The sequence below is a fragment of the Mesorhizobium sp. WSM4313 genome, from assembly GCF_002294725.1.
Lineage (GTDB): Bacteria > Pseudomonadota > Alphaproteobacteria > Rhizobiales > Rhizobiaceae > Mesorhizobium.
Map to the genome: position 1 here is coordinate 138,955 of NZ_NSFT01000007.1, position 13,823 is coordinate 152,777.

At 64.7% G+C, this 13,823-nt stretch carries 13 protein-coding genes; 4 read left to right on the forward strand and 9 right to left on the reverse strand.

Annotation, left to right across the window (positions count from 1 at the left end; genetic code table 11):
• Nucleotides 1–23: 23 nt before the first annotated feature.
• Genes CK219_RS17760 through CK219_RS17770 form a run of 3 tightly spaced genes read left to right on the forward strand, consistent with a single transcriptional unit; the run spans nt 24 to nt 2,326 of the window.
• The gene (locus tag CK219_RS17760; protein ID WP_245340517.1) at nt 24–770 is read left to right on the forward strand and encodes an ABC transporter permease subunit; all 747 of its coding nucleotides are present in this window, start codon (nt 24–26) and stop codon (nt 768–770) included.
• Between the two features lie 9 nt (nt 771–779).
• A complete protein-coding gene (locus CK219_RS17765; RefSeq protein WP_095768209.1) occupies nt 780–1,511 on the forward strand; it encodes an ABC transporter permease in 732 nt (243 codons plus the stop codon).
• Nucleotides 1,511–2,326: an ATP-binding cassette domain-containing protein gene (locus CK219_RS17770; RefSeq protein WP_095768039.1), complete on the forward strand. Its 816-nt coding sequence runs from the start codon at nt 1,511–1,513 to the stop codon at nt 2,324–2,326. The genes CK219_RS17765 and CK219_RS17770 overlap by 1 nt, the downstream gene beginning before the upstream one ends.
• A gap of 201 nt (nt 2,327–2,527) precedes the next feature.
• On the opposite strand, the gene phnN is transcribed toward CK219_RS17770, so the two are convergent.
• The 9 genes from phnN to CK219_RS17815 all read right to left on the reverse strand — a co-directional run bounded on the left by phnN (nt 2,528) and on the right by CK219_RS17815 (nt 12,523).
• On the reverse strand, nt 2,528–3,154 hold the full coding sequence (gene phnN / locus CK219_RS17775; protein WP_176477063.1) for a phosphonate metabolism protein/1,5-bisphosphokinase (PRPP-forming) PhnN: 627 nt from the start codon (nt 3,152–3,154) through the stop codon (nt 2,528–2,530).
• The gene (locus CK219_RS17780; protein WP_095768040.1) at nt 3,154–4,293 is read right to left on the reverse strand and encodes an alpha-D-ribose 1-methylphosphonate 5-triphosphate diphosphatase; all 1,140 of its coding nucleotides are present in this window, start codon (nt 4,291–4,293) and stop codon (nt 3,154–3,156) included. The genes phnN and CK219_RS17780 overlap by 1 nt, the downstream gene beginning before the upstream one ends.
• A gap of 20 nt (nt 4,294–4,313) precedes the next feature.
• Nucleotides 4,314–5,021 carry a DUF1045 domain-containing protein gene (locus CK219_RS17785; protein ID WP_095768041.1) on the reverse strand — a complete coding sequence of 236 codons (708 nt, stop codon included), beginning with the start codon at nt 5,019–5,021 and terminating at the stop codon, nt 4,314–4,316.
• A 245-nt stretch (nt 5,022–5,266) separates the two neighbouring features.
• Entirely contained in the window at nt 5,267–6,079 is an 813-nt protein-coding gene (gene iolB, locus CK219_RS17790; RefSeq protein WP_095768042.1) for a 5-deoxy-glucuronate isomerase, read from the reverse strand.
• Between the two features lie 404 nt (nt 6,080–6,483).
• Complete coding sequence (locus CK219_RS17795; RefSeq protein WP_095768043.1) at nt 6,484–6,696, reverse strand: DUF3329 domain-containing protein; 213 nt, start codon at nt 6,694–6,696, stop codon at nt 6,484–6,486.
• A 64-nt stretch (nt 6,697–6,760) separates the two neighbouring features.
• A complete protein-coding gene (gene iolE, locus CK219_RS17800) occupies nt 6,761–7,675 on the reverse strand; it encodes a myo-inosose-2 dehydratase (RefSeq protein ID WP_095768044.1) in 915 nt (304 codons plus the stop codon).
• Nucleotides 7,676–7,710: 35 nt separating this feature from the next.
• Nucleotides 7,711–9,555 carry a 3D-(3,5/4)-trihydroxycyclohexane-1,2-dione acylhydrolase (decyclizing) gene (gene iolD, locus CK219_RS17805; RefSeq protein WP_095768211.1) on the reverse strand — a complete coding sequence of 615 codons (1,845 nt, stop codon included), beginning with the start codon at nt 9,553–9,555 and terminating at the stop codon, nt 7,711–7,713.
• A gap of 32 nt (nt 9,556–9,587) precedes the next feature.
• Complete coding sequence (iolC, locus tag CK219_RS17810; protein ID WP_095768045.1) at nt 9,588–11,522, reverse strand: 5-dehydro-2-deoxygluconokinase; 1,935 nt, start codon at nt 11,520–11,522, stop codon at nt 9,588–9,590.
• A 155-nt stretch (nt 11,523–11,677) separates the two neighbouring features.
• Complete coding sequence (locus tag CK219_RS17815) at nt 11,678–12,523, reverse strand: MurR/RpiR family transcriptional regulator (protein ID WP_176477064.1); 846 nt, start codon at nt 12,521–12,523, stop codon at nt 11,678–11,680.
• A 157-nt stretch (nt 12,524–12,680) separates the two neighbouring features.
• Here CK219_RS17815 and CK219_RS17820 point away from each other — a divergent pair, with 157 nt between their 5' ends.
• Nucleotides 12,681–13,790: a Gfo/Idh/MocA family oxidoreductase gene (locus CK219_RS17820; protein ID WP_095768047.1), complete on the forward strand. Its 1,110-nt coding sequence runs from the start codon at nt 12,681–12,683 to the stop codon at nt 13,788–13,790.
• The last annotated feature ends 33 nt before the right edge of the window (nt 13,791–13,823 follow it).

Consider the following 13,823-nt stretch of genomic DNA (forward strand, 5'->3'; position numbering starts at 1 on the left):
CTCGGCGCCCGCAGGAGCCGTAAGTGGAGTTTCTCAACGATCTCAAGGACCAGGTGTCGACGGCCTATGAGCTGCTGGCCGCCGGCTGGGGCGTGCAACTGCTCTGGGGCATCGGCTGGACGCTCGCCGTTACCGTCGTCTCGATGCTGATCGGCGCGGTGCTGGGTTCCTTGGTCGCTGCGGCCAAGCTTTCGCATCGCAGCGGATTGAGGTTCATCGGCGAGAGTTACACCACCGTCTTCCGCGGCGAACCGGAACTCCTGATCATCTACCTGTTCTACTATGGCGGCACGCAGGTCCTGACCGGTGTGGCGCGCTCGACCGGATCGATCGGCTCGGCGGACATCTTGAACATGCCGAGTTTCCTCGGCGGCGTTCTCGCGGTCGGCATCATTTCCGGCGCCTATCAGGCCGAGGTTTTTCGCGGCTCGTTCCTGGCGATCCATCGCGGCGAGCTGGAAGCGGCGCGTGCCTACGGCATGTCGGCCTGGCTGCGGTTTCGCCTTGTGATCATGCCGCAGGTCCTGCGTCTCGCGGTGCCGGGGCTGGGCAATGTCTGGCAATTGACGATCAAGGATTCGGCGCTGATCTCGGTCACCGGCGTCGCCGAGCTGATGCTGACGGCCAACAAGGCGGCGCGCTCGACGCATCATTCGCTGCTTTTCTACACGCTCGCCGGCATCCTCTATCTGGTGATGACCTCGATCTCGACGCCGATCTTCGACAAAGCCGAGCGCTACACCTCCCGAAGCTTCACACGGCCGAAATAAGAGGTGGCGGTGGATTTCGACTTCTACCTTTCGACCATATGGAGCGTGCTGAAGGCGCTGCCGCTGACGCTCGAGATCTGGTTCTTCGGCATCGCCTTCGGGCTCATCATCGCCACTGGCCTGACCTGGCTGCGGGCTTCCGGCTACAAATCGGGCGAGTATTTCACCCGCGTCTATGTCTTCGTCTTCCGCGGCTCGCCGCTGCTGGTGCAGCTCTATCTGGTCTATTTCGGGCTCTCCCAGTTCGACTTCGTGCGCCACAGCCCGATCCTGTGGCCGATCCTGCGCGATCCGATGTATTGCACGATCGTCGCCATGGCCTTGAATACTGCGGCCTATGAGAGCGAGATTTTCCGCGGCGCGCTGCGCGCGGTGCCTGTCGGCCAGATCGAGGCGGCCAAGGCGTTCGGCATGTCGGCCTTCACCCGCTTCCGCCTCGTCACGCTGCCGATCGCGCTGCGGCTTGCGTTGCCGGCCTATTCGACCGAAATCATCCTCATGACCAAGGCGACCGCGCTGGCGTCCGTGGTCACCATTATGGAGATGATGGGAACGGCGCAGAAGATCCAGCATGACACGTTCCGGCCGATTGAGGTGCTGACCTGCGCCGGCGTGATCTACCTGCTTCTCAACCTGTCGATCGCCCGGCTGTTTGCCTGGGTCGAATACCGGCTGTCGCCGCATCTGCGTCCCCCGCCCGAGCAGAGCCAGCAAGTCAAACCCGTACCGGAGGTGTTGTGATGTCGGCAAATGTCGCCGCTGCCGCGAAAGCCGCGCCGTCCTCCGATGAGACGCCAGCCATCAGCGTAAAGGATCTGCGCAAGTGCTTCGGCGATCATGAGGTGCTCAAGGGCATTTCGCTCGAGGCCCACAAGGGCGACGTCATCTCGATTCTCGGCTCCTCCGGGTCCGGCAAGAGCACGATGCTGCGCTGCATCAACCTCCTGGAGACCCCGGATTCCGGCGAAGTGCGGGTCGACGGCGAGCTCATAAAGATGAAGCGGAGTCGCGACGGCCACCAGATGCCCGCCGACATCCGCCAGGTGGAGCGGATCCGCGCCAACCTCGCCATGGTTTTCCAGAGCTTCAATCTCTGGTCCCACATGACCGTGCTGGAAAACCTCGTCGCCGCGCCGACGCATGTGCTGAAGCGGCCGCGCGCCGAGTGCCTGGAGCAGGCCGAGGCATTGCTGAAGCGCGTCGGCATATGGGAGCGCCGCAACTACTATCCGCCCCACATGTCCGGCGGCCAGCAGCAGCGCGCGGCAATCGCCCGCGCGCTGGCGATGAATCCGAAGGTGATGCTGTTCGACGAGCCGACATCGGCGCTCGATCCGGAACTGGTCGGCGAGGTGCTGCGCGTCATGCGCTCGCTCGCCGAAGAAGGACGCACCATGCTGGTCGTCACCCATGAGATGGGTTTTGCCCGCGACGTGTCGAGCAAGGTGATGTTCCTGCACAAGGGGGAGGTGGACTCGGCCGGCGAACCGAAGGAGATGTTCGCCAGGCCGCCGACGCCGCAGTTCAAGCAGTTCATCGCCAACTTCAATAAGTGAGGCGCGGCGCCACCTTCTCCCCTTGTGGGAGAAGGTGGCCGCGAAGCGGCCGGATGAGGGGTGCTGGAAGAAACGAGGCGCTGAAGAATAGGATGCGCACAGCGCTCATTTCGTCATCGCAGCGATCCTTCCAACACCCCTCATCCGTCTCGGCGCTGCGCGCCGATCCACCTTCTCCCACAAGGGGAGAAGGAGAAGGTCTTAGATCATGTCCGACAGATCCGAGAACGCCATCGCCTTGCGCAGCACCTCGGCGAAGCGTTCGCCGGCGATTTCCTTGTCGCCGCTGTTGTCGATCGAGGTCACGTCCGGTCCCGTCAGCTTTACGCTGGTGCTGCGCGCCAGGCGGGCAAGCACCTCGCCGCGCGATTCACGGCCGCGCGCCGCCAGCCGCTCGGCGAGGATCTCCGGCGTGGCGGTGATCTCGACCACGGCCAGATTGGCGTAGCGTTCGCGCAGCGCCGGGATGACCGCTCGGGAGACATTCGCCACGGCCACGTGGCCATTCGCCACGGCCCAGTCGACATCGGCAGGCAGGCCATAGCGCAGGCCGTGCGCGTCCCAGCACAGCGAGAAGGCGCCGTCCGCCTCCGCCTCGGCAAAGGCGGCATCCGCCAGCGTATCGTGGTCCTCGCTTGCCGTGTCGCTCGGCCGGGTGATGACGCGGCGCACGAATTCCAACCGCGTCTCGCCGGCAAAGCGCGCCTTGGCGTAGCCGATCACCGTGTCCTTGCCGGCGCCGCTCGGCCCCACCACCGCGACGAAGACGCCGTTGCGGATCGGCAGGCTGTCGGCCAGCTCGCGCTCGATGAGAGCTGAGACCATCATCATGCTACCCGGCTGCCCTGGCGCCACACGGTGCGCACGACCGGCACATGGTCGTCCACGCGCACCCGCACCAGGTCGGCACGGCGGCCGGGCTCGATGATGCCGCGGTCGGCGAGGCCGATCGCTTCGGCCGGGTTCTTCGAGACCATCGCGACCGCCTGCGGCAGCGAGATGCCCTCGACGACGTCGCCGAGGAAGAAGGCCGACTGGATCAGGCTGAAAGGGATGTAGTCGGACGACAGGATGTCGAGCAAGCCGTCGGCGGCGAGCGTGCGCGCCGAGACATTGCCGGAATGCGAGGCGCCGCGCATGACGTTTGGCGCGCCCATCAGCACGCCGAGGCCTGCGGCTTTCGAGGCCTTTGCCGCCTCTTGCGTCGTCGGGAACTCGGCGACGCGCACGCCCTGCTCGATCGCTTCGTCGACATGGCCGGCGGTCGCGTCGTCATGGCTCGCCAGCACGATGCCGCGCTCCTGGCAGGCGGCTGAGATGAAGACCCGGTTCGGACCGGAATTGCGGGCCGATTCGGCCATCCGCTTCTCGCAGAATTTCTGGAAGTCGCGGTCCGTCAGCTTCAGTTTGCGCTGGTAGTAGTAGGCATAGGTCTCGAGGTTGACGAACTGGCGCTGTCCGGGCGCGTGATCCATCAGCGAGGCGAGCTTAACCCGCTCGTCGGTCTCGAAATTGGCGAAAGCCTCGAGGCAGTCCGGCGCCGAGACCTCGCAGCGCAGGTGGATGAAATGGTCGGCCCTGAGCCGATCCTGGCGCACGCTGTCCTCGATCGCGTCGGCCAGCTTGCGAACATCGTCGGATTTCAGGTCGGCATCCTCGTCCATGCCGACGCGCAAGGCGTCGAGCACCGTCGTGATACCGGCGGTGGCGACCTGGGCGTCATGGGCAAGCACGGCGGCGATCGGGTTCCAGCGCACTTTCGGACGCGGCGCGTAATGGCCCTCGAGGTGATCGGTGTGCAGCTCGACAAGGCCCGGGATGATGTAGTCGCCGCCCATATCCTCGCCGATGCGGACAGCACCCGGCTCGACGGCGGCAATCAGGCCGTCGCGCAACAAAAGCGAGCCTTCGACGATTTCGTCGGGCAGCACGATGCGGGCATTGGTGAGAACGGTTTCGGCGGTCATCGAGGGCGGTCCTATATCAATCAAGCTGTTTTGCGGGCGGGGCTACGGCCAAGCGTATGATGGGAAAGCACCATGAACGGGGCGCCGGGCTCGCTTTCGACGAACAATGTCAGCGCATCCACCGGCACCGGCTGCCGCAGCACATCGGCGAACAGGCCGTCGATCGCTGCACGAAGACGTGGGCTTTCCTGTGGCCCGACCCGCCCCGACAGCGTCATGTGGAAGCGGAACGTGTCGAAGACGTAAGGATAACCCCATTGGCAGAGGTTGCGGAACTCGTCCGGCTTCAGCGCATCGGGACTGCGGCGCTCGATCTCGGCCTCCGTCAGCGGCGCGCGGAACGGATCGAAGGCGCGCACCACCTCGCCGGCGAAATCGTTGAGTGGCGCAAACTGCGCTTCCGGCACCAGCGCGAAAAAGCCGTCGATCTGGCCGACGACGAGACGCGGGATGATCACAGGCGGCGTCGCCTCGGCGAAAGCGTCGAGCGCGGCGCGCAGCGAAGCTTCCGTCTCGTTCGGCGCCAGCCGGAACGGCGCCTTCAACGTCGCATGGAATCCGTAGCGCCGGGCAGAGGCAGTATGGAAAGCGACTTCCGCGGCCGACAGATCGCCCACAGCCTCGACCGGCCGCGTCGCCGCGCCAAACGGGTCGCGGCCCAGCCAGTTGGCGGCAATGCGCGCCAGCTTCTCGTCCTGCCCCGGGGTGTAGTAGATCGCGTAGCGCATGGGCGTTCCTCGTCAAGCGCGCTGCGCGCCCCAAAGGAATATGCGACGCGCTTCAAGTCATTGTCTTGGCAAGTCGTGGCCCAAACGCCGGAGCGCTTGCGGCGACATGCACCGGAACCGCTGCCATAGGTGATTTCCATGACGGATTGACGAAGCTTTCGTGGGTTTTCGAAGGCAAGTCCAGCACGGAGCTCGTTAGCCGACGATTTTTCCGGGCTGGACCAACGGCTTTGCCGGCGTGCCGATCAGGCCTTCATCAGCCATTCATGCTCGGCCGCGTTGTGGAATTTCCACGTCCGCTTCGGTCCGGCCATGACATTGAGGTAATAAAGATCGTAGCCGTGGCAGGCGGCGCAAGGGTGATAGCCCTTGGGCACCAGCACGACATCGCCGTCCTCGATCGCCATCGCCTCGTCCAGTTCGCGCACGCCGTTGCGGTCGGCATCGGTGTAGACGCGTTGGAAGGCAAAGCCCTGCGGCGGGTTGAGGCGGTGATAATAGGTCTCCTCGAGATAGGATTCGGCCGGTAGGTTGTCCTGGTCGTGCTTGTGCGGCGGATAGCTCGACGTGTGGCCGCCGGGCGTGATCACCTCGACCACCAGCAGCGAATCCGCCGGCTTGCCCTCGGGCAGGATGTTGGTGACGTAGCGCGTGTTGGTGCCCTTGCCGCGCACCTCTTGGCCGAGATCGTCAGGTCCGATGACGCGCACCGGCAGACGGCCACCGAGGCCGGGCGCCGAGCAGACGGCGAGTTCCAGCTCGGTATCGGCGGTCACCGACCAGTCGGCGCCTTGCGGCACATAGACCGACCACGGCTTGCCTTCGAAGGGCGACATGCGCTCGCCGAGCAGGCCGAGATCCTTGCCGCCGGCCGATGCCTTGCCCTTGCCGGTGACGAACACCAGGCAGACCTCGCGCTCGCCGGTTTTGCCGGACACCGTCTCGCCCGGACGAAGCCGATGCAGGTCGAAACCGACATAGGTCCAGCCGGCGCTTTGCGGCGTGACATGAGCGACATGGCCGTGGCCCTTGTCGGCCTTGACGAGCAGTTTCGACATTTTTTGGCTCTCCTAATTCCTGGGCGCCCCATTGGCGCAGCTAAGAATCCGATGGACTATCGCGAAAACCTTGGAGATTGGCCGGTTCCCTCGCAACGTCGTCATTCTAGGGCGGAGCAAGGAGCGAAGCGACGCGCGCAGACCCTAGAATCCATGCCGTTACACCTGCCGTAGAATGCAGCGGTGCAGAAAGAGGCTGTCTGGGCCGGCGTTTCGGCGCCATTGTCTGCACCGTCGCGACACGTCAAAGTCATGGCATGGATCCTAGGGTCTGCGCTACGTCGCTGCGCTCCTTGCTCCGCCCTAGGATGACGAAGCGAGGGGCGTTTCGGCTAATCGCCAACGCATGCGATCCGCCATGCACGCAGTATCCGATCCGTAGACGCTTCTGAGCCATGGATTAGTCACTCCTTCGGTCCGGGTTCGGCCTTGTTCTCCTCAATCGGCTTATAGAGATAGAAAAACTGCCACACGGCATAGCCGGCGAAGCCCAGCGCGATGACGCCCCAGAACGGCGTGCCGGACGCGAATTCGATCACCGACCAGACCAGGCAGACCGCGACGACCGCGATACGGCGCCACAGCGGCCGGAAGAAGGGATGCTCATAGTCTTTCATCGCGCCAATCCAGGATTTGCCCAAAGCACAACGGATAAACCGGGCGCCCCGACTAATCCACTGCTCAGGCCGGAAAACCCTGCGTCTCGACCGTATAGCCGGCGGCCGTCATCACCCGCATAAGTTCCTTGTGGCCGACCTGGGCCATCTTGAGCGGCGGGTTCTTCTTCGGATCCTGCTCGGCCTCGACCACGAACCAGCCTTCATAGCCATGATCGGCGAAACGCTGGACAATCGCCCCGAAGTCGAGTGAGCCGTCGCCCGGCACGGTGAAGGCGCCGAGCGCCACGGCGTCGAGGAAGGACTGTTTCGCGCGGTCGAGCCTGTCGATCACGCCCATGCGAACATCCTTCACATGGACGTGGTTGATGCGCTTGTGGTGATTGTCAATGGCGCGCAGCACGTCGCCGCCGGCAAAGGCGAGATGGCCGGCATCGAGCAGCAGCGGAATGCCTTCGCCGGAGTTGCGCATGAAGGCGTCGAGCTCCGGCTCGGTCTCGACCACCGCCGCCATGTGGTGATGGTAGGAGAGCGGCATGCCTTGCTCAGCGCACCACTCGCCGAACTCGGTGACGCGCCGGCCGTAAGCCTTCATCTCGTCGGCGGAAAGTTTCGGCTTGGTGGCCAGAGGCTTGGAGCGGTCGCCCTGGATGGACCGGCCGACCTCGCCATAGACGATGCAGGGCGCATCGACCGCCTTGAACAGGTCGATCATCGGCTGGATGCGGTCCTTGTTCCGGGAGATGTCCTCGTTGACAAGCGTGCCTGAGAACCAGCCGCCGCAAAGCGTGACGTCGGCCTCCTTCAGGATCGGCAGCATCACCTTCGGATCATTGGGGAAGCGGCGGCCCATCTCCATACCGGTGAAGCCGGCCGAGCGCGACTGGCGCAAACATTCCTCCAGCGACACGTCATCGCTCAATTCCACGAGATCGTCATTCCACCATGCGATGGGGGACATGCCCAGTTTGGCTTTCAAGTCGTCACTCCAATGTCGGTTCGTTGCGAGCCGGTTCAGCCCTGACGGCTGCCCACGGCTTCCTCGTATTTCTTGCGCGCGGCATTGACTTCGCGTCGCGACGAGACTTCCGGCACGGCGACATCCCACCAATGGCCGCCGGCCTCGGTCGAGACCAGCGGGTCGGTGTCGATGACCAGCACCGTCGTCCTGTCGTTCTTCTTCGCCTTGGCCAGTCCCGTCTCCAGCTCGGCGATCGACGCTACCTTCTCGGCCGCGGCACCTAAGCTTGCCGCATGCGCGGCGAAGTCGACGTCAGGCATCACCTCGTGGCGCGCGTCCTTCAGGAGATTGTTGAAGTTGGCGCCGCCGGTCGCCATCTGCAGCCGGTTGATGCAGCCATAGCCGCGATTGTCGAGCAAAACGATGGTGAGCTTCAGGCCAAGCATCACCGAAGTGGCGATCTCGGAATTGAGCATCAGATAGGAGCCGTCGCCGACCATGACGACCACCTCCTGGTCGGGCTTCGCCATCTTGACGCCGAGCCCGCCGGCGATCTCGTAGCCCATGGTCGAGAAGCCGTATTCGGCATGGTAGGAGCCCGGCGCGCCGGCCTGCCAGAGCTTGTGCAATTCGCCGGGCAGACCGCCCGCGGCATGCAGCAGCGTGACGCCCGAGCCCATGGCGCGCTGCACGGCGCCGATCACTTGCGCATCGGACGGATAGGCGGCGTTGGTCGATGCAGTCACCTTGGCGGCGGCGGCCTGCCACTCCGTCTTGCCCTTCAATGCATTGTCGGTCCACGCGGCCGGCGCCTTCCAGCCCTTCAGCGCGGCGGACAGCTCGGCAAGCCCTTCGGCCGCGTCGGCGACCAGCGGCAGCGCCCAATGCTTGCCGGCGTCGAAGACCTGGGTATTGAAGCCAATAATGGTGCGGCCGGCATTCTTGAACAGCGCCCAGGAGCCGGTGGTGAAATCCTGCAGCCTGGTGCCGACCGCTAGCACGACATCGGCCTCTTCCGCCAGCCGGTTGGCGGCCGACGTGCCGGTGACGCCGACCGCCGCCATGTTGAGCGGATGGTCGTCGGGCAACGAGGATTTGCCGCCCTGGGTCTCACAGACCGGAATTCCGGCGCCCTGCACCAGCTTGGCGAGCTCGTCCGAAGCCTGCGAATACAGCACCCCGCCGCCCGCGATCACCAGCGGCTTCTTGGCGCCCTTCAGCGCCGCGACGGCTGCCGCCAGCTCGTTGCGGTCCGGGCGCAGCCGGCGCGGTGTCCAGACGCGCTCGGCGAACAGGCTTTCGGGATAATCATAGGCTTCGGCCTGCACGTCCTGGCAGAGCGAAAGCGTCACCGGGCCGCATTCGGCCGGATCGGTCAGCACCTGCATGGCGCGGTTCAGCGCCGGGATGATCTGCTCCGGCCGCGTGATGCGGTCGAAATAGCGCGATACGGGACGGAAGCAGTCATTGACGCTCGCCGTGCCGTCGGAGAAATCCTCGGCCTGCTGCAGCACCGGGTCGGGCAGGCGGTTGGCGAAGACATCGCCGGGCAAAAACAGGACGGGCAACCGGTTCACATGCGCGAGCGCGGCCGCCGTCACCATGTTCAGCGCGCCGGGGCCGATCGAAGAGGTCGCCGCCATGAAGCGGCGGCGGAAGTTCGCCTTGCCGTAGGCAATCGCGGCATGCGCCATCGCCTGCTCGTTATGGGCGCGGAAAGTCGGCAGCTCGTCGCGGACCTGGTAGAGCGCCTCGCCAATGCCCGCGACATTGCCATGGCCGAAGATGGCCCAGACGCCGCCGAAGATCGGCACCTTCTTCCCGTCGATCTCGGTCATTTGCCGGCTGAGGAAGCGGGTCAGCGCCTGCGCCATCGTCAGGCGGATTGTCTTGCTCATGGTGTCTCCTCCGCAGTCCTTCAGCGGTCTTGTTATGCGGCCTTGCGGCCGCGCGCGGCAAGCCATGCCTCGGTCAACTGCTCGAAGCGCGCGGCCATGTCGGCGATCGCCTCGTCATCCGACATCCTGCCGGCCAGCCATCGTTCGGCGGCGTTGACGAAGATGGTGCGGCCGACGGCAAATCCCTTGACGATCGGCGCATTGGCGGTGGCGGCAAACGCCGCGACCAGCTCGTCCTGTGGCGCTTCCAGCCCGAGCAGCACGACGCCGCGGCACCAAGGATCGTTCTTGACGATGACCTGTTCGATCTTGGCCCAGGCGCCTGCGGAAGCCTGCGGTTCGAGCTTCCACCAGTCGGGCTTGATGCCCAGCGCATAGAGTTCTTCGAGCGCGCGCGGAATGGTGGTGTCGTCGAGCTTGCCGTGCTTGCCGGCGATGATCTCGACCAGCAGTTCGCGGCCGACCTTCCGCGCAGCCTCGAACAGCGCGCGCAGCTTCTGCTGCTGCTCAACTTTGAGCGCCTCCGGGTCGTCCGGGTGATAGAAGCACAGGCATTTGATGCAATGGTCGACAGGCCATTCGGTGAGCCGCGAGCCGATATCCTGCGAAAACTCGAAACGCAGCGGCCGCGATCCCGGAAGCTCAACCGGGCGGCCGAGCCAGGCGAAGGGATGGCGGGCGAATTCGAACATGGCGTCGCGGCCATATTTTTCGTCGATCAGCATGCCGTAGCCATCGCGGCCGGCGGCGACCTTCGCCGCCGCCTTGACCGTCAGCACCTTGAAGTTGGGGATGCGCGAAACGTCGGCCCCGACCTTGGCGGCAACGTCTTCAAGCTGGACGCGATGGTCGCAGGCTAAAGCCATCAGCGAGGGGATGTCGCGTCGCCGCGTCGTTGCCCAGTGGACGTGGTTGATCGCCTCGTCCTTGCGCAGCGCAAGGTGCTTGCTGCCGTGCTTCAAAAAGAACTGCAGCTCCTCGAAGGTCGGATATTCCGGCGCGCAGAGCAGGCGCGACACCGCGAAGGCGCCGCAGGCATTGGCCCAGGTCGCGGCGGTGGCAAAGCTCTCGCCGCCGAGCCAGCCGCGCAGGAAGCCCGACATGAAGGCGTCGCCAGCGCCGAGCACATTGTAGATCTCGATCGGGAAACCCTTACCGACGATGCCGTCCTCGAGATCGTCGCTGATCGGTCCGTCATAGACGATGCAGCCTTTGGCGCCGCGCTTGAGCACGATGGTGGCCGGCGACAGCGCGCGGATCGTCTTCAGCGCGCTCAGGCAATCGTCGGCGCCGGAAGCGATCATGATCTCTTCCTCGGTGCCGACGATGAGATCGCAATCCGGCAGCACGGTCTTGAGCTGCGCCGAGACGCGGTCCGACTTCACGTAGCGCTCGAAACCCTCGGCATGCCCGGCAAGGCCCCAAAGGTTCGGGCGATAGTCTATGTCGAAGACAACCTTGCCACCACGGGCCTTCATCAGGCGGATGGCCTTGCGCTGGGCGGCATCGGAATTGGGCCGCGAGAAATGCGTGCCGGTGACGACCACCGAGCGCGCCGAGGCGATGAACGCCTCGTCGATATCCTCCTCGGCGAGCGCCATGTCGGCGCAGTCGGAACGGTAAAAGATCATCGGCGAGACGCCTTCGCTCTCGACCGAAAGCAGCACCAGCGCCGTCAGCCTCTCCTTGTCGGTCTTCAGCCCGTCGACTGAGACGCCCTCGCGCCGAAGCTGCTCACGGATGAAGCGGCCCATCTGCTCGTCGCCGACGCGGGTGAGCAGCGCCGAGCGCAGGCCGAGCCTTGCCGTGCCGACGGAAATATTGGCCGGGCAGCCGCCGACGGATTTGGCGAAAGAGGTGATGTCCTCCAGCCGCGAGCCGATCTGTTGGCCATAGAGATCGACCGAGGCGCGGCCGATGGTGATGACGTCGAGCGGCGGGTATTTCCCTTCCACGGCTTCGCCCATTCGAACCTCCCATCGGCCTTGTTGTGCAGAGCAGCGTTTGTTTTGGACAGCACGCGCTGTCGACGGCGCGGCGTCGTCAATATGAAATATTAATTCCAATCTACAGTCAATATGGAATGAGCATTCCCGAGCCGAAAAGCGCTCATCTGGGAGGCTCAGCCCTTGCGTCGGCGCCCGGCTTCGCGGCGCTTCTCGCCGACGGCGACGGTCAGCGCCATGGCCAGCGCCATCGTCGCCGATATCGAGCGGAAGCCGCCGAAATCGGCCTCGGCGACCTCGAACCAGACCTTGGCGAATTGCGCCAGCGGCGAGAAGGACGAGTCGGTGATCGCCACGATCGGCACGCCCTGCTCGGCGATCGAGCGCGTCTCCTCGATGGTCGCCGGCGCGTAAGGCGAGAAGCTGATGGCGATGACGGCGTCGCGCGGCGTGGCGAAGCCGATCATCTCGGCGTTCAGCCCCGCCGCCGATTCCACCAGCTGGTTGCGGATCTTGAGCTTGCCCAGCGCATAGGCGATGTAGGACGCCACCGGATAGGAGCGGCGCTTGGCCAGCACATAGATCGTCTCGGCTTTCGCCAGGAGCGCCACCGCCTCCTCGAAATGCGCATCGTTGAGCGAGCGCGAGATGTCGCCCAGCGAGGTGCTGGCGGCGGCTACGAAGCCGTCGAAGATCGCCCGATGCCCGCGGCCTTCCTCGGCCTTGGCGCGCAGCGCCGCCAGCCGCTCGTCATAAGAGGAGTTGCGCTCGCGCAGCCGCTCGCGGAAAACCTGCTGCAGGCTGGTGAAGCCGTCGAAGCCGAGCTGCTGGGCAAAACGGATCAGCGTCGAGGGCTGCACGCCGGCCGAGGCGGCGATGCTCGCCGCCGTGCCGAAGGCGATGTCGTCGGGATTGTCGAGCGCATAGGCGGCGATCTGCGCGATGCGCTTGGGCAGGCTCGCACGCCTGTCCAGGATCGTCGCGCGCAGCGTTTCGAAATCGCGAGGCACCCGTTCGTCCATCGTCGCTCCGCCCACGCTCATAAGGTTTTTCCCTCTCCTGCCTCATCATAGCGAGTTCGCGCAAGAACACCATAAAAAATGATTTAGATATTCCATTCTTTATCAAAATAGACTAATTCATCCACGCATACTTTCCTTTATCCTGGAGACAATCGACATGGTCGGAGTGGGCCTCATCGGCACTGGCTTCATGGGCAAGTGCCACGCCATCGCCTGGAACGCGGTGGGCACCGTCTTTCCCGATGTCGACAAGCCGAAACTGGTGCATCTAGGCGAGGTGAATGACGAGCTTGCCAAACGCAAAGCTGCCGAGTTCGGCTTCGCAAAAGGGTCCGGCGACTGGCGCGCCGTGGTCGAGGATCCGGATGTCGAGATCGTCTCGCTGACCACGCCAAACCAGTTCCACCCGGAAATGGCGATCGCCGTCCTCGAAGCCGGCAAGCATCTGTGGTGCGAGAAGCCGATGGCGCCGAGTTTCGCCGAGGCCGAGGCGATGGCGAAGGCCGCGAGGACATCCGGCAAGGTCGCCGTGCTCGGCTACAACTACATCCAGAACCCCGCCATCCGCCATATCGGCGCGCTGCTCGAGGAAAAGATCATCGGCGACGTCAACCTCGTGCGCATCGAGATGGACGAGGATTTCATGGCCGACCCCGAAGCGCTGTTCTTCTGGAAGCACGAGGCCTCTTCCGGCTACGGCGCGCTCGACGATTTCGCCGTGCATCCGCTGTCGCTGATCAGGGCGCTGTTCGGCCGCGTTTCGCGCGTCATGTGCGACATGGTCAAACCCTATGCCGACCGCAAGACCGCTTCCGGCGCCCGCCGCGCGGTCGAGACCTATGACATCGCCAGCGTCTTGATGCATCTCGAGAACGGCGTTGCCGGCTCGCTGCTGGTCAACCGCTCGGCCTGGGGCCGCAAGGGCCGCATCGCCATTCAGATCTTCGGCTCGAAGGGCTCGATCCTCTACGACCAGGAGCGGATGAACGAGTTCCAGCTCTACCTCACCGCCGACCGGCCGACCGAGCAGGGCTACCGCACTATCCTGGTGGCGCCGCACCACAAGCCCTACGATTCCTTCCTGCCGGCGCCTGGCCACGGCCTCGGCTTCAACGACCTCAAGATGATCGAATGCCGCGAGCTCCTGATGCGAATCGCCGGCAAGCCGGCCCGCATCATCGACTTCGACGAGGGGCTGGAGATCGAGCGCACCGTGCATGCCATGGCGCGCTCCTTCCAGGAGCAGCGCTGGGTCGATGTGAGGTGATCGAGCCGAGCGCTGGGGCCAGTATGGCGGCCG